This is a genomic window from Pseudomonas sp. TE12508 (genome assembly GCF_056279485.1).
In genome coordinates this window covers 90123-111978 of record NZ_JBWCCN010000010.1, presented here as the reverse complement: position 1 = coordinate 111978, position 21856 = coordinate 90123, and the positions used below count along the sequence as shown (strand labels likewise).

Genomic DNA, 21856 nt, shown 5'->3' with positions numbered 1-21856 from the left:
TTCCTCCTTGGAAAGTCCGGTGCAAGCATAGTGACAAGTTTGCTCGTGTGCTAAGTCGGTTTCTCAATAATTTCGGTGGTGCGGCCAATCGCGAGCAGGCTCGCCCCCACAGGGGATTTGTGAACGCCCAGGATCCAATGTGGGAGCGAGCCTGCTCGCGATGAGGTCAGTCCAGACGCTGAAGAACCTGAAACCAGTCCCGCATTTGGCCGAACCACTGCCTTACTGTCGGCACTAATGCCTTGTTATAGTTCGGGCCTCATTTTCCGCCCCGGTAAAGGATCACTGCCATGTCTCAATACACCGCCTTCAGCGTCGAAATGGCCGATAACATCGCCCATGTGCAGATCAATCGCCCGGAAAAGATCAATTCGATGAACGCCGCGTTCTGGAGCGAGATCATCGAGATTTTCCAGTGGATCGACGATACCGATGAAGTCCGTGTGGTGGTGCTCAGTGGTGCCGGCAAGCATTTTTCGTCGGGCATCGACCTGATGATGATGGCCGGTATGCTCAATGAGTTGGGCAAGGACGTCAGCCGCAATGCACGGCTGCTACGACGAACGATCCTTACGCTGCAAGCCTCGTTCAATGCCGTCGACAACTGCCGCAAACCGGTGCTGGCGGCGATTCAGGGTTATTGCCTGGGCGGCGCCATCGACCTGATCTCGGCCTGCGACATGCGTTACGCCGCCGAGGACGCGCAATTTTCCATCAAGGAAATCGACATCGGCATGGCAGCCGATGTAGGCACTTTGCAACGCTTGCCACGGATAATCGGTGACGGCATGCTGCGTGAACTGGCTTACACTGGTCGCACCTTTGGCGCCGACGAAGCGCGCAACATTGGCCTGGTCAATCGCGTCTACAGCGATGCCGCCAGCTTGCTTGAAGGCGTGATGGGCATTGCCCGCGAGATCGCCGGCAAGTCGCCGATTGCGGTCACCGGTACCAAAGAGATGATCAGCTACATGCGCGACCATCGCATCGACGACGGCCTCGAATACGTCGCCACCTGGAACGCCGCCATGCTGCAATCCACCGATCTGCGCGTGGCCATGGCCGCCCATATGAGCAAACAGAAACCCGAATTTCTGGATTGATTAACCATGATTTCACGCTGGACCACCGCAGTACTGGACACCGATCAACCCGGCGGTTGGGCCGTGGCGCGCAGCCCCGAAGGCTTTTTGTTCGATGACAATGGCGCGCTGTTTCCACGGGAATGGCTCAAGCGTCAGGACCTGTCGATTCTCGCCGAGCATGGCATCGGTCACCTGGATGGCGAACCGGTCTACCTGCTGGAGCTGCGCAGTCACAGCGATGTGCCAGGCTGCAACTGGAAAGGCCTGCGAGCGTTCATGCTCGAAGGCGATCACACCGTCTACAAGGTGCTCGGCTACGCCGCGCAAATCGGTACCTGGGCCCGTGAACATCGTTTTTGCGGCAATTGCGGACAGGTGATGAGCCAGGTGCCGCGTGAGCGGGCGATGTACTGTGAGCCGTGTGATATACGCCACTATCCGCGCATTTCACCGAGCATGATCGTGCTGGTGACCCGTGGCGACGAGGTTCTGCTGGCTCGTTCGCCGCGTTTTGTCGCCGGGGTCTACAGTACGTTGGCGGGGTTTGCCGAGCCGGGTGAGTCGGCCGAGGATTGCCTGATTCGCGAGGTCCGCGAAGAGGTGCAGATCGAGGTCAAGAACATCCAGTACATGGGCAGTCAGTGCTGGCCGTTCCCGCATTCGATGATGCTCGGTTTTCACGCCGAATACGCCGGCGGCGAGATTGTCTGTCAGGAAGATGAGATCGAAGACGCCCAGTGGTTCAACGTGCACGAGCTGCCGCCGTTGCCGGCGTCACGCTCGATTGCCCGTTACCTCATCGATGTCTATGTGGCGCGGCGCTTAGGCCACGCTGAACCAGTGCTGCCAGGCTAACCGGACGGTCAAGCCGAGCACCACGGTGATGAACACCGGGCGAATGAATTTCGCGCCGCCGCTGATGGCGGTGCGCGCGCCGAAGAAGGCGCCGACCATCACCGACAGGCCCATGCTCAGGCCGATGATCCAGTCCACCTGCCCGGAAAAGATGAACACCGACAGCGCCGCGATGTTGCTGACGAAGTTCATGCTGCGCGCCACGCCGCTGGCCTTGACCAGGTCGATGGGGTAGAGCAGCAGGCTGCTGACGGTCCAGAACGCTCCCGTTCCCGGACCGGCCACGCCGTCGTAGAAGCCGAGGCTGAAGCCTTGAGTCGATTGCCACTTCTTCTTGATCGGTGCGTCGCTGTCCAGCGGCGCCTTTGGTGTGCCGCCGAACAACAGGTACAGACCGCAGGCGAAAACGATCACCGGCAGCATCTTGTTCAGCCATTCCGCTGGCAGGTAATGAGCGACCACGGCACCGGTGAGTGCGCCCACCAGCGTGCCGACAATGGCGTGCATCCATTGCCGTGGATGAAACAGTTTGCGCCGGTAGAAAGTGAAACTGGCGGTGGCCGAGCCGAAGGTCGAACTGAGCTTGTTGGTGCCCAGCACCAAGTGCGGCGGCAGGCCGGCGGTCAGCAGTGCCGGGGTGGTCAACAGACCGCCACCGCCGGCGATGGCGTCGATGAAACCGGCGATGAAAGCGACGAGAGCCAGAACGGCCAGGGTAGTGAGGTCAACGCTGAGTTCGAAAGGCATGGAATGGGCTTATTCGGCAGGGTCGCAGAAAAGAGCTGCGGGGAAGGGCCGCTATCTTACCCATATCCAACTTCTGCGGCGACCTGTCTGGCCCGCGAAGACGTCAGCCCAGGCGACACATCAGCCAATTGCCTCTGGTACGCCGAATCCTTGGTGAACACCAAAAAACCTGTGGGGGCCGGGCTTGCCCGCGATGACGGTTTCACATTCAACAAAAATGTTGTCTGTGACATCGCCATCGCGGGCAAGCCCGCTCCCACATGGGAACTCGGTGAAGTTATAGACCCAGATCAGACAGGCCCGGGTGATCATCCGGCCGACGGCCCAGCGGCCAGTGGAACTTGCGGTCGCTTTCCTTGATCGGCATGTCGTTGATGCAGGCGTAACGGTTGAACATCAAGCCGTTCTCGTCGAACTCCCAGTTCTCGTTGCCGTAGGAGCGGAACCAGTTACCCGAGTCGTCATGCCATTCGTAGGCATAACGCACGGCGATACGGTTGTCGCCATGGGCCCAGAGTTCCTTGATCAGCCGATAGTCCAGTTCCTTGGCCCATTTACGGGTCAGAAAACCTTTGGCTTCTTCGCGGTTGTGAGCGAACTCGGCGCGGTTACGCCACTGGGTGTCCAGGGTGTAGGCAAGAGACACCCGTTCCGGGTCGCGGGAGTTCCAGCCATCTTCGGCCAGGCGAACTTTTTCGATGGCCGATTCACGGGTAAACGGCGGCAATGGCGGACGAACTTCGGCAGTAGACATATTAAGTCTCCCTATCAAATTAGCGTTCAAGCAAGTTGTCGGGCTTATTAAAAGTGTTACAGGTCCAATAACTTTCGCGCCATGCATTGCGCATTATCGGCGGCACTGTGATCACCCATCACAAGCGCTACGGTAATGGCACCGTCGATCAGGATCAGCAGCTGTTTGGCCAGCGTCTCCGGGTCTGTTGCGCCATGTTCGGTACAGAGCTCGCACACATAGTCGAGCAGTTTCTGTTTGTGGTCTTTGGCGACCAGGCGAACCGGGTCTTGCGCATCGCCGGTTTCGCCGCTGGTGTTAATGAATGCGCACCCGCGAAAGCCTTCGGAGGCGAACCAGGTCTTGAGCACGGTAAACAGGTTGAGCAGCCGCTCGGCCGGGGTTTGTGCCTTGCCGACTTCCGTTCGGTACCAATGCATCCAACGCACATCGCGGCGTTGCAGGGCCGCGACGGTAAGCTCCTCCTTGTTGGCGAAGTAGCGGTAAATACTTTTTCTGGAAACGCCGGCGGTTTTCACCAGAAGATCCATGCCGGTGGCAGCGATGCCACTTTTGTAGATCAACTTTTCGGTGACATCCAGAATGATGTCGCGTGTGTCATTACTAGTGATTTCGTTCATGTGGCTAACAGTAGAATGATCGTTCTCCATGGTCAAGCTGTTATTTTTGGCACCCATAAAATTTCCTTCGCGAGCAAGCCCGCTCCCACAGGGGAATGCATTTCAAATGGGGGGGCGGGCTTGCTCTCGAAGAGGCCATTACAGACAGTAACAAGACCCAAACCGATCCATGGTGTAAGCTCTCGGGTTCTTCGGATTCGACCCTTTGCGAGCCCTATGCCGTCGCTTTTCAAACGCTCTCTGCTGCCTAAACTGCGCAGTTTTCCGCTGACCGCCGATGCCGTCACCATCCTCTCTGGCGCCGCCGAGTTCCGTCGTTGCCTGCTGGAACAAATCGCTCAGGCAACCCGGCGCATCTATATCGTCGCACTGTACCTGCAACAGGATGAGGCCGGGCAGGAAATCCTCGATGCCCTGCACGCCGCCAAACTGGCGCGCCCGGAACTGGACGTGGTGGTGGTCGTGGACTGGTTGCGCGCCCAGCGCGGTTTGATCGGTGCCGGCAAGCAGCCGGGCAACTCGGCCTGGTATCAGGAAACGACCCGCACCCACGAAAGCGTGGTGCCGGTGTACGGCGTGCCGGTGCAGACCCGCGAGCTGTTCGGCGTACTGCATCTGAAGGGCTTCGTGATCGACGATTGCGTGCTCTACAGCGGCGCGAGCCTGAACAACGTTTACCTGCATAAATTCGACAAGTACCGCTTCGACCGTTATCACCTGCTGCAGAATCACGCGCTGGCCGATTCGATGCAGCACCTGATTCAGCACGGTCTGATCGCCTCCAAAGCGGTGCATCGCCTCGACCTGCCGAACCTGCCGACCACCCGCAGCCTGCGTAACGACATCGGTGACTTGCGCAGCCGTCTCAAGCACGCGGCGTACGACACCACGGCGGGCAGCACGGCGAAGGGCGGTTTATCCGTCAGCCCCTTGCTCGGTGTGGGCAAGAACAACCCGTTGAGTCGGGTGATTTGCGAGCTGATCGCCAGTGCGCAACATCAGCTGACCATCTGCACGCCGTACTTCAACCTGCCGCTGGCGGTGACCCGGGAAATCAATCGGGCGCTGGCGCGGGGGGTGAAGATCGACATCATCGTCGGCGACAAAACCGCCAACGATTTCTACATCCCGCCCAGCGAACCGTTCAAGGTGATCGCGGCGCTGCCATACCTTTACGAAATCAGCCTGCGACGCTTCGCCAAGCGCCATCAGCGCAGCATCGACAGTGGCAAGCTGAACCTGCATTTGTGGAAGGATGGCGACAACACCTATCACCTGAAGGGCATGTGGATCGATCAGCGCTATACCTTGCTGACCGGCAATAACCTCAACCCGCGTGCATTCCGTCTCGACCTGGAAAACGCGTTGCTGATCGATGATCCGAAAGGTGAATTGCTGGAGCCACGTGGCAATGAGCTGGCGGAGATTTTCCAGCACACCAGCCGCATCGAGCGGTATCAGGATCTGGAAACGCTGCCGGATTATCCGGCGGGAGTGGCCAAGTTTCTCAAGCGTGTGAGCCGGGTACGGATCGAGCGGTTGTTGTATCGGATTTTGTAGGGACTAGCACGGCGGGGCAGGTGTGGTGCCTGCCCAAATGCCATCGCGAGCAGGCTCGCTCCCACATTGGAATTGTGATCGACTCAAATCCACTATGGGAGCGGGCTTGCTCGCGAAAGCGGTGTGTCAGGCGACATCAATGTTGACTGTTATGGCCCCTTCGCGAGCAAGCCCGCTCCTACAGGGATCTAGGCTGCCCACAGGGATCTGCGCCGGGCGGGTGGCTGCGCTAATATGCTCACCACTCAAACAAGAACAAGGCTCGCCTCGGTCAATGTCGGAAAAAGACACCATCTCCATTCAACTGGTGCGTGAAGCGCTGTTGCAAAGTTGCGCCCCGGGCGCGGCCACCGAAGAGGTGTTGAACAAGGTCGGCATCGATCCGGCGCTGCTGGAAACCACCGACGCCCGCGTTCCGGCCACTGCTTATGCAAGGCTGTGGCGCTTGTTGGCCCGGCGCGGGGACGATGAGTTTTTTGGCATGGACCCGCGCAAGCTCAAGTCTGGCAGTCTGGAGTTTCTGTGTCGTTGCTCGATGGTTCAGCCAAGCCTGGCCGCCGGGCTGACCTCGGGGCTGAGCTTTCTGTCATTGATGCTCGAACGCATGCCCGCGCAATTGGTGCGCCAGCAAAGCCTGGCAGAAATCGTCCTGCTGGAGGACGACGAAGACCCGCGCCGCGCCTTCACCTATTTCACTTACTGGATGATCGTGCATGGCGTTGCCTGCTGGCTGGCAGGGCGGCGGATTCCGATCCTGGCCATCGAGTTGCGTTGCCCGGCGCCGGATTTTTGCGATGACTATCGGGTGATGTTCTCCGAGAACCTGCGGTTCGACCGGCCGCGCACGCGGATGATTTTCTCCGCTGACTGCCTGGATTTGCCGATCAAGCGCAGCCCTGAAGAACTGAAGCGATTCCTCGCCCATGCGCCGGCGAACATTCTGGTCAAGTACCGCGATCCCGAGAGCCTGGCCAGTCGGATCAAGCACGACTTACGGCAACTGCCCGCCGAACACTGGCCGGAAACCGAGGCATTGGCGCAACAACTGTGCATGTCGGCCTCGACCCTGCGTAGGCGCCTGGCTGAAGAGGGCCAGACGTATCAGGGGCTCAAGGACAGTGTGCGCAAGGAACTGGCGATCGTCTGGCTGGCGGAGCCTGCCATCAGCTTCGCCGAAATCGCTACCCGTTTGGGGTTTGCCGATACCAGCTCGTTCTACAAGGCGTTTCGCAAGTGGTCGGGGTCCAATCCGGGGCATTATCGGAGTTTGATTCTTAACGAGGCGAGCTGATCGATCGTTCCCACGCTCTGCGTGGTAATGCCTCAATGGACGCTCTGCGTCCGCTTCCGGGACGCGGAGCGTCCCGGGCTGCATTCCTTTGCTGCGCGTGGGAACGAGGTAGGTAGTGACCTTGGCCAAACCAGTCACACAACTTGATAGCTTTGACCATTGTCCCGCTCCCCGCGCAGAGCGAGTATTTCCCTGTTAGTTACGGTTCCCCCCCAACCTAATAAAAATACTCAGGGATTCTGGCAATGCGCGATTACTTGTCTGCCACGTCACAGTTCAATTATCAGCACACCGTCGATGCCGCGCTCACAGGGTCGTTGAGCGCGCTCAATGCCTGCGTCGAGTGTTGCGACCGGCATGCCTTGCCGGGACGCATCGCGCTGTTCTGGGAAGGTCGCGACGGCGCCAGCGCGACCTACACCTTCAGCGACTTGCAGGACAAAGCCGCGCGTTTCGCCAATTTCCTGCTGGCCCAGGGCGTGAAGAAGGGCGATAAAGTCGCCGGCCTCTTGCCACGCAACATCGAATTACTGATCACCGTGTTCGCCACCTGGCGCATCGGCGCGGTCTATCAGCCACTGTTTACCGCCTTCGGCCCGAAAGCCATCGAACACCGTCTGAGCAGTTCCGGCGCCAAAGTAGTGGTGACCGACGCAGTCAATCGCCCGAAACTGGCTGAAGTGGCCGACTGCCCGACCATCGTTACCGTTGGCGGCGCCAAGGGCCAGGGCATCGTACGTGGCGACTTCAGTTTCTGGGCCGAACTGGCCAACTACTCCAGCGTCTGCGAACCGGTATTGCTGACCGGCGAAGACCCGTTCCTGTTGATGTTCACCTCGGGCACCACGGGCCCGTCGAAAGCGCTGTCGGTGCCGCTGAAAGCCATCGTCGCGTTCCAGAGTTACACCCGTGACGCGGTGGACCTGCGCCCTGAAGACGCATTCTGGAACGTCGCCGATCCGGGTTGGGCCTACGGCATCTATTTCGGTGTAACCGGGCCGATGGCGATGGGGCACCCGATCACCTTTTACGATGGCCCGTTCACCCTCGAAAGCACCTGCCGGGTGATCAACAAATACGGGATCACCAACCTCACCGGTTCGCCGACCGCCTACCGCTTGCTGATTGCCGGAGGGGACGAGTTTGCCCGCTCGATCAAGGGCAAGCTGCGCATCGTCAGCAGCGCCGGCGAGCCGCTGAACCCGGAAGTGATCCGCTGGTTCGCCGATAACCTCGGCGTGGTGATTCATGACCATTACGGCCAGACTGAACTGGGCATGGTGTTGTGCAATCACCACGGCCTCGATCATCCGGTGCACGTCGGCGCTGCCGGTTTTGCCTCGCCGGGCCACCGCATCGTGGTGCTCGACGACGAATACAAAGAACTGGGCGTCGGCCAGCCAGGCATCCTGGCCATCGACCGGACCCAGTCGCCGATGTGCTGGTTCGGCGGTTACGAAGGCGCACCGACCAAGGCCTTCGTCGGCAACTATTACCTGAGCGGCGACACCGTCGAGTGGAACCCGGACGGCAGCATCAGCTTCGTCGGCCGCAGCGACGACGTGATCACCACCTCCGGCTATCGCGTTGGCCCGTTCGACGTCGAAAGCGCGCTGATCGAACACCCAGCAGTGGTCGAAGCGGCAGTGATCGGCAAGCCCGATCCGGAACGCACTGAGCTGGTGAAAGCCTTCGTCGTGCTCAGCCCGCAATACCGTGCCGAACCTGCACTCGCCGAAGAGCTGCGCCAACACGTGCGCAAGCGTCTGGCGGCGCACGCGTACCCCCGTGAAATCGAATTTGTCAGCGAATTGCCGAAAACCCCAAGCGGCAAACTGCAGCGCTTTATCTTGCGCAACCAGGAAATCGCCAAGGCTCAAGAGGCTGCCGCGAAGAACGTTTCAGCTTGAATCCAAGGAAACAATGATGCAGATCGAAAACAAGGTTTTTCTCGTCACCGGCGGTGCGTCCGGCCTCGGTGCCGCCACCGCTGAAATGTTGGTGGCTGCCGGCGCCAAGGTGATGCTGGTGGACATGAACGCCGAAGCCGTCGCGGCCCAGGCTGCACGTCTTGGCGCGCAAAGCGTGGTGGCGGATATCAGCAATGAAACTGCCGCAGAAGCGGCGGTCCAGGCGACGGTCAAAGCGTTTGGCGGCCTCAATGGTCTGGTCAATTGCGCTGGCATCGTCCGTGGCGAGAAGATCCTCGGCAAGAACGGCCCCCATGCACTGGTCAGTTTCAGCCAGGTGATCAACGTCAACCTGATCGGCAGCTTCAACATGCTGCGTCTGGCGGCGGCGGCGATTGCCGAAACCGAAGCCGACGAAGACGGTGAGCGTGGCGTGATCATCAACACCGCGTCGGCCGCAGCCTTCGACGGCCAGATCGGTCAGGCCGCGTATTCGGCGTCGAAAGGCGCGATCGTCAGCCTGACCTTGCCCGCCGCCCGTGAACTGGCGCGCTTCGGCATCCGCGTGATGACCATCGCCCCGGGCATTTTCGAAACGCCGATGATGGCCGGCATGACCCCGGAAGTGCGCGCGTCCTTGGCCGCTGGCGTGCCATTCCCGCCGCGTCTGGGCAAGGCGAGCGAGTACGCCGCGCTGGTCAGGCATATCATAGAAAACAGCATGCTCAACGGCGAGGTGATCCGTCTCGACGGTGCCTTGCGCATGGCCGCCAAATAAGGAGGATTAGACATGACACTTTCCAACGATCCGATTGTTATTGTCAGCGCCGTCCGCACCCCGATGGGCGGTTTTCAGGGCGAACTGAAAAGCCTGACCGCGCCACAGCTGGGCGCCGCGGCGATTCGTGCTGCCGTTGAGCGTGCCGGTATTGCTCCTGAATCCGTAGAAGAAGTGCTGTTCGGCTGCGTGCTCTCCGCCGGTCTCGGCCAGGCGCCGGCGCGGCAAGCGGCACTGGGCGCCGGACTGGATAAATCGACCCGTTGCACGACACTGAACAAGATGTGCGGTTCGGGCATGGAAGCCACGATCCTGGCTCACGACATGCTGATCGCCGGCAGTGCCGATGTGGTAGTCGCTGGCGGGATGGAAAGCATGTCCAACGCGCCGTACCTGCTGGACCGCGCCCGCAGCGGTTACCGCATGGGCCACGGTCGGGTGCTCGATCACATGTTCCTCGATGGTCTGGAAGATGCCTACGACAAGGGCCGCCTGATGGGCACCTTCGCCGAGGATTGCGCCGAAACCAACGGTTTTACCCGCGAAGCGCAAGATGCCTTTGCCATCGCTTCGACCACTCGCGCCCAACAGGCGATCAAGGACGGCAGCTTCAACGCCGAGATCGTGCCGCTCACCGTGACCGTCGGCAAAGAGCAGGTGCTGATCAGCCACGACGAACAGCCGCCGAAAGCCAAACTGGACAAGATCGCCTCGCTGAAACCGGCGTTCCGTGACGGTGGCACCGTGACGGCGGCGAACTCCAGCTCGATCTCCGACGGCGCGGCGGCATTGGTGTTGATGCGCCGTTCCGAAGCAGAGAAACAAGGCCTGAAACCGCTGGCGGTGATTCATGGTCACGCTGCATTTGCCGACACGCCGGGGCTGTTCCCGGTGGCACCGGTGGGCGCGATCAAGAAGCTGATGAAGAAAACCGGCTGGTCGCTGGACGAAGTCGAGTTGTTCGAAGTCAACGAAGCGTTCGCGGTGGTCAGTCTGGTGACCATGACCAAACTGGAAATTCCCCACGAGAAGATCAACGTCCACGGTGGAGCCTGCGCGTTGGGTCACCCGATTGGTGCGTCCGGCGCGCGGATCCTCGTGACCTTGCTCTCGGCCTTGCGCCAGAAAGGACTGAAACGCGGCGTTGCAGCGATCTGCATCGGCGGCGGCGAAGCCACGGCCATGGCTGTGGAATGCCTGTACTGAAACTGACGCTATCCCATTGTGGGAGCGGGCCTTGTGGCGAGGGGGCTTGCCCCCGTTGGGCTGCGCAGCGGCCCCAAGAATCTGCGAGCGCTGCGCACTCGAACGGGGGCAAGCCCCCTCGCCACAAGGCGCTCCCACAGGTTCAGCGTTTCAACCAGGCATTTTGTGCGTTAGGCTCATTTTTAAGGACTTGGCATGATTCCCAATGACGAACAACTTCAGATCAGCGACGCGGCCCGGCAGTTTGCCCAGGAACGGCTGAAACCGTTCGCCGCCGAATGGGACCGCGAACATCGCTTCCCCAAGGAAGCCATCGGCGAGATGGCCGACCTGGGCTTCTTCGGCATGCTGGTGCCGGAAGAGTGGGGCGGTTGTGACACCGGTTACCTGGCCTACGCCATGGCCCTGGAAGAAATCGCTGCCGGCGATGGCGCCTGCTCGACCATCATGAGCGTGCACAACTCGGTAGGTTGCGTGCCGATCCTCAAGTTCGGCAACGACGATCAGAAAGAACGCTTCCTCAAGCCTCTCGCTAGCGGCGCGATGCTCGGTGCGTTTGCCCTGACCGAACCGCAAGCGGGCTCCGATGCGAGCAGCCTGAAAACCCGCGCCCGGCTCGACGGCGATCACTACGTGCTCAACGGCTGTAAGCAGTTCATTACCTCCGGGCAAAACGCCGGGGTGGTGATTGTGTTTGCGGTGACTGACCCGAGTGCCGGCAAGCGTGGGATCACAGCGCTGATCGTGCCCACCGATTCACCGGGCTATAAAGTTGCGCGAGTCGAAGACAAGCTCGGCCAGCACGCCTCCGATACCTGCCAGATCCTCTTCGAGGATGTGAAAGTCCCGGTCGCCAATCGACTGGGCGAGGAGGGCGAAGGCTACAAGATCGCCTTGGCCAACCTCGAAGGCGGCCGTGTCGGCATCGCCTCGCAATCGGTGGGCATGGCCCGCGCCGCGTTCGAAGCGGCCCGCGACTATGCTCGTGAACGCGAGAGCTTCGGCAAGCCGATCATCGAACACCAGGCGGTGGCCTTCCGGCTGGCGGACATGGCGACCCAGATTGCCGTCGCCCGGCAGATGGTGCATTACGCGGCGGCGTTGCGCGACAGTGGCAAACCGGCGCTGGTCGAGGCGTCCATGGCCAAGCTGTTCGCTTCGGAAATGGCCGAGAAGGTCTGCTCCTCGGCGTTGCAAACCCTTGGCGGTTACGGTTACCTGAACGACTTCCCGCTGGAGCGGATCTACCGCGACGTGCGGGTGTGCCAGATCTACGAAGGCACCAGCGATATTCAGCGCATGGTTATTTCGCGCAATCTTTGAGAAGGAATCCACCTATGAACTACGAAACGATTTTGCTGGAAACCCACGGCCGCGTCGGCCTGATCACCCTCAACCGTCCGCAAGCCTTGAACGCGTTGAATGCGCAAATTGTCAGCGAACTGAACCACGCCCTCGATGGCCTGGAAGCCGATTCGAACATCGGTTGCATCGTGCTGACCGGCTCGAAAAAAGCCTTCGCCGCCGGTGCTGACATCAAGGAAATGGCCGAGCTGACGTATCCACAGATCTACCTCGACGACTTGTTCAGCGACAGCGATCGCGTGGCCAACCGCCGCAAGCCGATCATCGCCGCGGTCAACGGTTTCGCCTTGGGCGGTGGTTGTGAACTGGCGTTGATGTGCGACTTCATTCTGGCGGGCGACAACGCCAAATTCGGTCAGCCGGAAATCAACCTCGGTGTGCTGCCGGGCATGGGCGGCACTCAGCGTCTGACTCGCGCAGTGGGCAAGGCCAAGGCTATGGAAATGTGCTTGAGCGGGCGTTTGATCGATGCGGTGGAAGCGGAGCGTTGCGGCATTGTTGCGCGGATCGTGCCGGCGGATGAGTTACTGGAAGAAGCGCTGAAAGTCGCGGCGCTGATTGCCAAGAAGTCACTGCCGATTGCGATGATGATCAAGGAAAGCGTCAACCGCGCGTTTGAAGTCAGCCTGTCGGAAGGCGTGCGATTTGAACGCCGGGTGTTCCATGCGGCGTTTGCCACGCAGGATCAGAAGGAAGGGATGGCGGCGTTTATTGCCAAGCGTGAGGCGGAGTTCGTCGGCAAGTAATGCGGCGTCCTCACCGATCGTTCCCACGCTCTGCGTGGGAATGCCGCCCGGGACGCTCCGCGTCCCTTCGCAAACATGACGCAGAGCGTCACAGAATGCATTCCCACGCGGAGCGTGGGAACGATCTTCTTAGACCAGGTAGTGCTTGAGCTCCCGGGCAATCACCATCCGCTGTATCTCGCTCGACCCTTCATAAATCTGCGTGATCCGCGCATCCCGGTAGTAGCGCTCCACCGGGTAATCTTCCAGATACCCATACCCGCCATGAATCTGTATCGCCGACGAGCAGACCTTCTCGGCCATTTCCGAGGCAAACAGCTTGGCCTGGGAAGCCTCCGACAGACACGGCTTGCCGGCACTGCGCAACCGCGCGGCGTGCAGGATAAGCAAACGTGCAGCATTCAAGCGGGTGTGCATGTCGGCCAGCATATTGGCGATGCTCTGGTGTTCGATGATCGGCTTGTCGAACTGCACCCTATCCCGCGCATAAGCCAGCGCCGCTTCGAACGCTGCGCGGGCGATGCCCAAGGCTTGCGCGGCGATGCCGATGCGCCCGCCTTCGAGGTTGGAGAGGGCAATGGCCAGACCTTTGCCGCGCTCGCCCAGCAGATTGGCCTCGGGAACGGTGCAATTGTTCAGGGTCACGGCGCAGGTGTCAGAAGCGCGGATGCCCATCTTGTGTTCACTGCGGTCGACGATGAAACCCGCGGTTTCGGTCGGCACCAGGAACGCCGAGATACCGCGCTTGCCCAGCTCCGGATCGGTCACGGCGAAGACAATCGCCAGTTTCGCCCGTTTGCCATTGCTGACGAATTGCTTGGCGCCGTTGATCACCCACTGGCCGCCGCGCAATTCGGCGCGGGTGCGCAGGTTATGCGCTTCGGAACCGGCTTGGGGTTCGGTGAGGCAGAAGCAACCGATGGCCTGGCCGCTGGCGAGGTCCGGCAACCATTGCTGTTTCTGCTCTTCGGTGCCGTAGTTGAGCACCGGCCCGCAGCCCACGGAATTGTGGATGCTCATCAGCGCACCGGTGGCGCCGTCACCGGCGGAAATCTCTTCCACCGCCAAGGCGTAGGCCACGTAGTCGACATAAGTGCCGCCCCATTCCTCGGGCACCACCATGCCCAGCAGACCCAGTTCACCCATCTTCGCCACCAGACCGTCATCGATCCAGCCGGCCTTTTCCCAGGCTTGTGCGTGGGGCGCGATTTCGCCGCGGGCAAAATCCCGGGCCATGTCGCGGATCATCACTTGCTCTTCGCTCAATTCGATATCGTGCATGGCTCAGCTCCCGCTCTGGTCGAACCCGGTGAAAAAACTCGCCACGTGCCCGGCGTCCAGCGCCTGCAGAGTCGGCGGATTCCAGCGCGGGTTCTTGTCTTTGTCGATCAGCAAGGCGCGCACGCCTTCGATCAGGTCGCCGCGTTCGAACCACTGGCGATCCAGGTGCAGTTCGAGGGCGAAGCACTGTTCCAGGCTCAGGTGCCGACCGCGCCGCAGCATTTCCAGGGTCACGCCCATGGCCAGCGGTGAACGGCTTTCCAGCAGGTCAGCGGTGGCCGTGGCCCACTCATGACTGTCGGCGACGGTCACTGCACGCAGTTGCTCCACCATACTCGGCACATCGGGCAGGGCGAAGAAGTGATCGATGGCCGGCCGCAATGCCGCTAATGGTGCCACCGGCAGTTGTTGCACGGCGAGTTTCGCCAGCAGACCTTGAAGGTCCTTCAACGGAGTTTCGTGCCATTGGAGCTGATCGAGTTGCTCGTCCAGAGTGCCCAGCTTGTTGCTTTCCAGGTACCAGTCGGCCAGGCCGCAATAGAGCGCATCGGCCGCGCGGATTTGCACGCCGCTGACACCGAGGTAAATACCCAGTTCACCGGGAACGCGCGGCAGAAAATGGCTGCCGCCGACATCCGGGAAATAACCGATGGCCACTTCCGGCATCGCCAGACGGCTGCGCTCGGTGACCACCCGCAAATCGGCGCCTTGCACCAGCCCCATGCCACCGCCCAGCACAAAGCCATCCATCAAGGCCAGGACCGGTTTGCGATAGTGATGGATGGCGAGGTCGAGGGCGTATTCCTCGACGAAGAAGTCTTCGTGCAGGGTGTCGCCGCTTTTGAAACTGTCGTACAGCGAGCGAATATCGCCGCCGGCACAGAACGCTTTCTCACCAGCACCGCGCAACACCACCGCATGCACCTGCGGATCCTGTGCCCAGGCATCGAGCTGCTGTTGCAGGCTGCGAACCATGTCCAGGGTAATGGCGTTGAGGCCGGCGGGGCGATTGAGGGTCAGGTGACCGATGTGATTGCGAACCTCGGCCAACACTTCGTTTTGCGTGGCATCCATGGGCTGTGTTGTCGGGGATGAAACCTGAGCAGTCATCACTAACTCCCTGCTTTTATTGTTCTTTCTAGAGAAGCTCGCGCGCGAGCGATGCTGGATCGTATCAGTGCAAATTTGTGATGTACAACCGGGATACGTGCAGGTCCCGTCTGCATTTTTACCTTAGAGCAAGATCAAAAGATCGCAGCCTGCGGCAGCTCCTACGCAATCGGTGTTCATGCCGAAAAATCGCGGTGGACGCGGTCAATGCAGGAGCTGCCGAAGGCTGCGATCTTTTGATCTTTCTTTTGATCTTTCCTCCGATCTTTACTCCCATCCGGCAATCAACGACAGAATCGGCTGCGAAAGGCCTTCGTTCAGCGCACTTGAGCTGTCTGAACAGGGACTTACGACACCCGTGCCGTCCGGGCAATTGGCATTCTGGCAATCCATTTCAAGCACTTGCGATTAAGGGCCTGGAACGGACTGACCCCGACGACTGATTAGACCCAGTCGAAAACAACAACAAATACGGCTGCGGTGAATGCCGCATCGACTCTCTGCCCCTGTCAAAAAGTGTGGTGCGGCGCAGGCGCCAAGCCGCGATAAATCCAAATAATCCGGGACTCTAGAAGATGAACATCAAATGGCTGACCTTACCGGCATTGGCTTTGCTGTGCTGCTCCACCGGAGCCAGCGCCAAGGAATGGAAAGAGTTGCGATTCGGCGTCAACCCCAGTTACCCGCCTTTTGAATCCACCACCGCCGATGGCGGTGTGCAGGGGTTTGGCGTGGACCTGGGCAATGCGATTTGTGCCGAGCTGAAGTTGAAGTGCGTGTGGGTCAGCAATGACTTCGACGGGCTGATTCCGGCCCTGAAGGCGGGCAAGTTCGACGCCATCGAATCCTCGATGACGGTCACCGACGTGCGCAAAAAACAGATCGACTTTACCGATCGCCTGTACGCCGGACCGACCGCCATCGTCACCCGCAAGGATTCCGGCCTGTTGCCCACCGCCGAATCGCTACGAGGCAAAACCATCGGTTACATGCAGGGCACGATTCAGGAAACCTACGCCAAGGCCAAACTGGGGCCGGGCGGGGTGAAATTGCGCGCTTACCAGAACCAGGATCAGGTTTACGCCGACCTGGTTTTCGGGCGTCTCGATGCGTCGATTCAGGACAAGCTGCAAGCGCAGATGAGCTTTCTGACGTCTCCCCAAGGGGCGGACTTCCAGAACAGCGAAGGCATCAGCGACCCGTTGGTGCCATCGGAAATCGCCATCGGCATCCGCAAGGACAACGAAGAGCTCAAAGGCATGCTCAATACCGCCATCAAGGCCCTGCATGAAAAGGGCATCTACGCACAGATCCAGCAGAAGCACTTCGGCGATCTGGACCTCTACAACAACTGATCCTCGCGCCCAAAGCGCTGCGTCCTGGTAACAGGCGCAGCGCTTGCAAGCGGGTGCCTCAAGACAGGTGACTGGCGTGAATTCCTTCCTGAATCTGATCGGGGTCGATCTTTCGTCCCTGCAAGGCTATGGCCCTTTGTTGCTGCATGGCACCTGGGTCACCCTAAAATTGTCGGCGCTGTCGCTGCTGGTAAGCATGGCGCTGGGGTTGCTCGGCGCGGCGGCCAAGCTGTCGCCGCTGAAACTGTTGAACCTGCCCGCCACCTTCTACACAACGCTGATTCGCGGTGTGCCTGACCTGGTGCTGATGCTGCTGATTTTCTACAGCCTGCAGGGCTGGCTGAGCAGCCTGACCGAAGCCATGGACTGGCCTTACATGGAGATCGACCCCTTTGTGGCCGGCGTCGTCACTCTCGGTTTTATTTACGGCGCGTACTTCACCGAGACCTTTCGCGGGGCGATCCTGAGCGTGCCGCGTGGCCAGCAGGAAGCCGCCGCCAGCTTCGGTCTGAACCGCTGGCAGCGTTTTCGTTTCGTGGTGTTCCCGCAAATGATGCGGTTCGCCTTGCCGAGCCTGGGCAACAACTGGCTGGTGCTGCTCAAGGCCACGGCGCTGGTGTCGATCATCGGTTTGTCGGACCTGGTCAAGGTGGCGCAGGAGGCCGGTAAAAGCACTTTCAACATGCTCGACTTCCTGCTCCTGGCGGGGGCGCTGTACCTGCTGATCACCAGCGCGTCGAACTACGTGTTGCGAGTGCTCGAGCGGCGTTATAACCAGGGCGTACGGGGGATGGCGCGATGATCGAGTTGATTGCCGAATACTGGAAACCCTTTCTGTTCAGCGACGGCTACAGCCTGACCGGGCTCGCCATGACCCTGTGGTTGTTGGTGGCGAGCATCGTGATGGGGTTCTTCCTGTCATTGCCATTGGCGATCATGCGCACTTCGCGCTGGGGTCTGCTGCGTTGGCCGGTTCAGCTGTTTACCTATGTGTTTCGTGGCACGCCGCTGTATATCCAGTTGCTGATTTGCTACAGCGGGATCTACGGTATAGCCGTGGTCCGCTCGCAACCGCTGCTCGAAGCGTTCTTTCGCGATGCGATGAACTGCACCTTGCTGGCGTTCACGCTCAACACCTGCGCCTACACCGTGGAAATCTTCGCCGGGGCGATTCGCAGCATTCCCTACGGTGAAATAGAGGCGGCTCATGCCTATGGCTTGAGTGGCTGGCGCCTGTACCTGCGGCTGATCCTGCCTTCGGCATTGCGTCGGGCGCTGCCGTATTACAGCAACGAAGTGATTCTGATGTTGCACGCCACGTCGGTGGCGTTCACCGCGACCATTCCCGACATTCTCAAAGTCGCCCGGGACGCCAATGCCGCGACCTTCATGACTTTTCAGGCCTTCGGCATTGCCGGCCTGCTGTACCTCGCGCTGTCGTTCGGTTTGGTCGGCGCGTTTCGTCTGGCGGAGAAGCGCTGGTTGAGCTTCCTCGGGCCGGCGCACTAATTCCTCTTTTCATCCAGAGCAGCGCCGAAGCAGGCACTGCTGGAGACTTACGCATGTACAAACTCACGGTTGAAAATCTGTACAAACGTTTTGGTGACAATGAAGTGCTCAAAGGCGTCTCGTTGAACGCACGGGCCGGCGATGTGGTGAGCATGATCGGTGCCAGCGGTTCGGGTAAAAGCACCATGCTGCGCTGCATCAACTTTCTGGAGCGGGCGGACGAGGGTGCCATTGTGCTGGACGGTGAACGCGTCATCACTCGCCCGGGCGCTGGCGGCATGCGAGTCGCCAACCCGGCACAGTTGCAGCGCTTGCGCACACGCCTGGCGATGGTGTTCCAGCATTTCAATCTGTGGAGCCATCTGACCGTACTGGAAAACATCATACTGGCGCCGTGTCGGGTGCTGGGTATCAGCCGCAAGGCCGCCGAAGAGAGCGCGCGGGCGTATCTGGACAAGGTCGGTTTGCCGCAACGGGTGGCCGATCAATACCCGGCGTTTCTGTCCGGTGGGCAACAACAGCGCGTGGCGATTGCCCGGGCGTTGGCCGTGGAGCCGGAGATTCTGTTGTTCGACGAGCCGACCTCGGCCCTCGATCCGGAACTGGTGGGCGAGGTGTTGAAGGTGATTCAGGCGCTGGCCGAAGAAGGCCGGACCATGTTGATGGTGACCCACGAAATGGGCTTTGCCCGGCAAGTGTCCAGCCAGGTGTTGTTCTTGCATCAGGGGCGGGTCGAGGAGCAAGGTGATGCAACCATCCTTGACCGGCCAGAGAGTGAACGTTTACAGCAATTCCTATCGGGTCGTTTGAAGTGAGGCAAGACGTACATGGCGGATATCCGCGATCTGTCGATTGTGCTTGATCGTATCGATCAGGCCATTATCGAAGTGCTGCGCCACGAAGGGCGCATCACTTATCAAAAGCTTTCCGAGCGCGTACACCTCACGCCCAGGCCGTGCCTGGAGCGGGTGCGCAAGCTCGAACAGCTCGGGGTTATCCGTGGCTACGGGGCTATTCTCGACGAAAAAAAACTGACGCCGGGCCTGTCGCTGCTGGTGTTGGTTGCGCTGTCGAACCAAAGCGGGCGGGCGGCGCAAAAGGCTTTTGAGGCCAAGGTTCGCGGTTGTCCGCAGGTGCTGGAATGCCGCTTGATCAGCGGTGCGTTCGACTACAGCCTGCGCATGCGTTGCCGGGACATGGAGCATTATCGGGTGCTGACCGAAGTCTGGTTCGACGACCCGGAGTTGCACATCGACAAACTGGTCAGCCATCCGGAACTGGCGATGGTCAAGACCACGATGGAATAGGGCGCGTTCGGCGAGATTAAGGTCAAGGTCAAGGTCAAGGTCAAGGTCAAGGTCAAGGTCAAGATCAAGGTCAAAAGATCGCAGCCTTCGGCAGCTCCTACGCGCCTGTGGGCGCCGCCGAAGGCTGCGATCTTTTGCTTTTCACCCCTCGCCGAATCGGCTGAACGATCCCGGATTTTCAGCCATTTCCATCACCCGCCAAGCCCTTATCAACCGGGTTTTTCCCGGCTCTGAACAGACAATGAGCACCTCTCAACCCTCATTGAATCTGTGCCCATGCAAACCACCAATACCGTTTTGATGATTCGCCCGACACGTTTCTCGTTCAATCAGGACACGGCGGCGAACAACCGTTTCCAGCGCCCGGCCTCGGTGTCCGAGGACGTGCAGCAAAAGGCCTTGGAAGAGTTCGATGGCTACGTCGCCGCCCTGCGCAGCCACGGCGTCGAAGTCCTGGTGCATAACGACCTCGAAGCCCCGCATACCCCCGATTCGATCTTCCCCAACAATTGGTGGAGTAGTCACCCCGACGGCACACTGGTGCTGTACCCGATGCAAGGCCACAACCGCCGTCTGGAGCGCGATAAAGGTGTGCTCGACTGGCTGCGGGGCGAGTACCGCGTCGAGCAGTTGCTGGACCTTTCCAGCCTGGAACAGCAGGAAGTGTTCCTCGAAGGCACCGGCAGCATGGTGCTGGACCGACAGCAGCGGGTTTGTTACGCCGGCTATTCCACACGCACCCACGCTCGGGCGCTGGATCAACTGGTCGACCATTTGGGTTACGAGCTGTGCGCCTTCAACGCGGTGGACCGCCAGGGCGTGGCGATCTATCACACCAACGTGATGATGAGTGTCGGCACCCAGCTGGCCATCGCGTGCCTGGCCTCCGTCACTCATCCGGGCGAACGCCTGGCCCTGCGTAAACGTCTGGAAGACAGCGGCAAAAAGGTGATCGCGCTGGACTGGGCGCAGCTGGAGTCGTTCGCCGGCAACATGCTGGAAGTCCACAACGCTGCGGGCGAACCCTTGCTGGTGATGTCGCGCACCGCCTGGCAATCGCTGGATGCCGATCAGCGCCGTTTGATCGAAGCCCACACCACGCCGCTGCCGGTGAACATCGACACCATCGAACGCATCGGCGGCGGCAGCGCCCGCTGTATGTTGGCCGAAGTCTATTTATCTAAACGTCAGGCCAAACCTGCCCAGGAGCAAGTGCGATGATCGTCCGTCCTGCAACACCGGCAGATTTGCCGGCACTGTTAGCCCTGGCCCATAGCGCCGGAACCGGTTTGACCACCTTGCCGGCCGATGCGGCGCGTTTGACCCAGCGTCTGGAATGGGCGGCGAAAACCTTTGCAGGCGAGGCCGAGCGCGGCGATGCCGACTACCTGTTTGTGCTGGAGAACGACCAGCAAGAAGCGGTCGGTATTTGCGCGTTGGCAGGCGCCGTCGGTTTACGCGAGCCCTGGTACAACTATCGACTGGGCCTGTTTGTCGCCGCGTCGAAAAACCTAGGGATCAATCAGCAACTGCCGACGTTGTTCCTCGGCAATGACATGACCGGCCACTCGGAGCTGTGTTCGCTGTTTTTGCATGCCGATCACCGCAGCGGTCTGAATGGTCGTTTGTTGTCGAAGGCGCGCTTCCTGTTTCTGGCAGAGTTTCGTCAGCACTTCGGTGACAAGGTGATCGCGGAGATGCGTGGCTATTCCGACGAAGAGGGTGTTTCACCGTTCTGGGAAGGCCTGGGGCGACACTTCTTCAAGATGAATTTCGCTGACGCCGACTACCTCACGGGCCTTGGCAACAAAACCTTCATCGCCGAACTGATGCCCAAGTTTCCGCTGCCGACCTGCCTGTTGCCCGAGGCAGCGCGAGCGGTCATCGGTCGCGTGCACCCCAACACCGAACCGGCACTGGGCATGCTCAAGGCAGAAGGGTTCGAGCATCGGGATTACATCGATATCTTTGACGGCGGGCCGCTGATCGAATGCGCCACTGGCGACATCCGCGCGGTGCGTGACAGTCAGGTGCTGCAACTGAGCATCGGTACGCCAGGAGAGCAGGCGGCGACGTACCTGATCCACAACCGCCAGTTTGCCGAATGCCGGATTACGGCAGCACCGGCGCGAGTCGCCGCCGGGACCTTGATTGTCGATGCGCAAACGGCGAAAACGTTGGGGTTGAGTGCCGGGGCGTCGGTGCGCGCGGTGAGTGTGGCAGTGCCGGCGCGGCAGCAGTCCGCGGCCTGAGCTGTTGTTGAGTCTGCGATGAACCTGTGGCGAGGGAGCTTGCTCCCGTTCGACTGCGCAGCAGTCGCAGGCTCTGTAGAGGGGCCGCTTCGCAGCCCAGCGGGAGCAAGCTCCCTCGCCACAAA

At 60.3% G+C, this 21856-nt stretch carries 21 protein-coding genes; 16 read left to right on the top strand and 5 right to left on the bottom strand.

The features are described from left to right. Positions 1-290: 290 nt before the first annotated feature. Together ACZ9IM_RS15580 and nudC are read left to right on the top strand one after the other, a co-directional pair. Complete coding sequence (locus ACZ9IM_RS15580) at positions 291-1103, top strand: crotonase/enoyl-CoA hydratase family protein (protein WP_476224399.1); 813 nt, start codon at positions 291-293, stop codon at positions 1101-1103. Between the two features lie 6 nt (positions 1104-1109). Next, positions 1110-1940, top strand: coding sequence for an NAD(+) diphosphatase (nudC, locus tag ACZ9IM_RS15575; protein WP_476224398.1), 831 nt, complete (start codon positions 1110-1112; stop codon positions 1938-1940). On the opposite strand, the gene ACZ9IM_RS15570 is transcribed toward nudC, so the two are convergent. The 3 genes from ACZ9IM_RS15570 to ACZ9IM_RS15560 all read right to left on the bottom strand — a co-directional run bounded on the left by ACZ9IM_RS15570 (position 1908) and on the right by ACZ9IM_RS15560 (position 4061). Beyond that, on the bottom strand, positions 1908-2687 hold the full coding sequence (locus ACZ9IM_RS15570; protein ID WP_008067915.1) for a TSUP family transporter: 780 nt from the start codon (positions 2685-2687) through the stop codon (positions 1908-1910). The genes nudC and ACZ9IM_RS15570 overlap by 33 nt on opposite strands. Before the next feature lie 277 nt (positions 2688-2964). Further along, positions 2965-3441, bottom strand: coding sequence for a nuclear transport factor 2 family protein (locus ACZ9IM_RS15565; RefSeq protein WP_008012921.1), 477 nt, complete (start codon positions 3439-3441; stop codon positions 2965-2967). Between the two features lie 56 nt (positions 3442-3497). Further along, positions 3498-4061 carry a TetR/AcrR family transcriptional regulator gene (locus tag ACZ9IM_RS15560; protein WP_427624682.1) on the bottom strand — a complete coding sequence of 188 codons (564 nt, stop codon included), beginning with the start codon at positions 4059-4061 and terminating at the stop codon, positions 3498-3500. Between the two features lie 216 nt (positions 4062-4277). Between ACZ9IM_RS15560 and pssA the strand changes: the two genes are divergently transcribed. The 7 genes from pssA to ACZ9IM_RS15525 all read left to right on the top strand — a co-directional run bounded on the left by pssA (position 4278) and on the right by ACZ9IM_RS15525 (position 12917). Then, positions 4278-5621 (top strand): CDP-diacylglycerol--serine O-phosphatidyltransferase, encoded by a 1344-nt coding sequence (gene pssA / locus ACZ9IM_RS15555; RefSeq protein WP_476224397.1) that lies wholly within the window; start codon positions 4278-4280, stop codon positions 5619-5621. Between the two features lie 274 nt (positions 5622-5895). Beyond that, positions 5896-6912, top strand: coding sequence for an AraC family transcriptional regulator (locus ACZ9IM_RS15550; RefSeq protein ID WP_476224396.1), 1017 nt, complete (start codon positions 5896-5898; stop codon positions 6910-6912). Between the two features lie 245 nt (positions 6913-7157). Further along, on the top strand, positions 7158-8822 hold the full coding sequence (locus ACZ9IM_RS15545) for an AMP-binding protein (RefSeq protein ID WP_476224395.1): 1665 nt from the start codon (positions 7158-7160) through the stop codon (positions 8820-8822). A gap of 16 nt (positions 8823-8838) precedes the next feature. Beyond that, positions 8839-9600, top strand: coding sequence for an SDR family NAD(P)-dependent oxidoreductase (locus tag ACZ9IM_RS15540; protein WP_476224394.1), 762 nt, complete (start codon positions 8839-8841; stop codon positions 9598-9600). 12 nt (positions 9601-9612) lie between these two features. Then, a complete protein-coding gene (locus ACZ9IM_RS15535) occupies positions 9613-10806 on the top strand; it encodes an acetyl-CoA C-acyltransferase (RefSeq protein WP_476224393.1) in 1194 nt (397 codons plus the stop codon). A gap of 195 nt (positions 10807-11001) precedes the next feature. Further along, positions 11002-12129 (top strand): acyl-CoA dehydrogenase, encoded by a 1128-nt coding sequence (locus ACZ9IM_RS15530; RefSeq protein WP_427624632.1) that lies wholly within the window; start codon positions 11002-11004, stop codon positions 12127-12129. 14 nt (positions 12130-12143) lie between these two features. Next, complete coding sequence (locus ACZ9IM_RS15525; RefSeq protein ID WP_052966350.1) at positions 12144-12917, top strand: enoyl-CoA hydratase; 774 nt, start codon at positions 12144-12146, stop codon at positions 12915-12917. Positions 12918-13046: 129 nt separating this feature from the next. On the opposite strand, the gene ACZ9IM_RS15520 is transcribed toward ACZ9IM_RS15525, so the two are convergent. After that, complete coding sequence (locus ACZ9IM_RS15520; RefSeq protein WP_427624631.1) at positions 13047-14198, bottom strand: acyl-CoA dehydrogenase family protein; 1152 nt, start codon at positions 14196-14198, stop codon at positions 13047-13049. 3 nt (positions 14199-14201) lie between these two features. Next, a complete protein-coding gene (locus tag ACZ9IM_RS15515) occupies positions 14202-15308 on the bottom strand; it encodes an enoyl-CoA hydratase/isomerase family protein (RefSeq protein WP_427624630.1) in 1107 nt (368 codons plus the stop codon). Between the two features lie 575 nt (positions 15309-15883). Between ACZ9IM_RS15515 and ACZ9IM_RS15510 the strand changes: the two genes are divergently transcribed. The 7 genes from ACZ9IM_RS15510 (at position 15884) to astA (ending at position 21731) form a co-directional block, all read left to right on the top strand. Next, positions 15884-16663, top strand: a complete 780-nt coding sequence (locus ACZ9IM_RS15510; RefSeq protein ID WP_427624629.1) for a transporter substrate-binding domain-containing protein — start codon at positions 15884-15886, stop codon at positions 16661-16663. A gap of 76 nt (positions 16664-16739) precedes the next feature. After that, positions 16740-17465, top strand: a complete 726-nt coding sequence (locus tag ACZ9IM_RS15505; protein ID WP_008072415.1) for an ABC transporter permease — start codon at positions 16740-16742, stop codon at positions 17463-17465. Beyond that, the gene (locus tag ACZ9IM_RS15500; protein ID WP_008008584.1) at positions 17462-18172 is read left to right on the top strand and encodes an ABC transporter permease; all 711 of its coding nucleotides are present in this window, start codon (positions 17462-17464) and stop codon (positions 18170-18172) included. The genes ACZ9IM_RS15505 and ACZ9IM_RS15500 overlap by 4 nt, the downstream gene beginning before the upstream one ends. A gap of 53 nt (positions 18173-18225) precedes the next feature. After that, positions 18226-18987 (top strand): ABC transporter ATP-binding protein, encoded by a 762-nt coding sequence (locus tag ACZ9IM_RS15495; RefSeq protein WP_427624628.1) that lies wholly within the window; start codon positions 18226-18228, stop codon positions 18985-18987. Positions 18988-18999: 12 nt separating this feature from the next. Further along, entirely contained in the window at positions 19000-19479 is a 480-nt protein-coding gene (locus ACZ9IM_RS15490; protein ID WP_007900194.1) for an Lrp/AsnC family transcriptional regulator, read from the top strand. A gap of 276 nt (positions 19480-19755) precedes the next feature. Next, the gene (ctlX, locus tag ACZ9IM_RS15485) at positions 19756-20700 is read left to right on the top strand and encodes a citrulline utilization hydrolase CtlX (protein WP_476224392.1); all 945 of its coding nucleotides are present in this window, start codon (positions 19756-19758) and stop codon (positions 20698-20700) included. Then, positions 20697-21731 (top strand): arginine N-succinyltransferase, encoded by a 1035-nt coding sequence (astA, locus tag ACZ9IM_RS15480; protein WP_008072418.1) that lies wholly within the window; start codon positions 20697-20699, stop codon positions 21729-21731. The genes ctlX and astA overlap by 4 nt, the downstream gene beginning before the upstream one ends. Positions 21732-21856 lie beyond the last annotated feature (125 nt).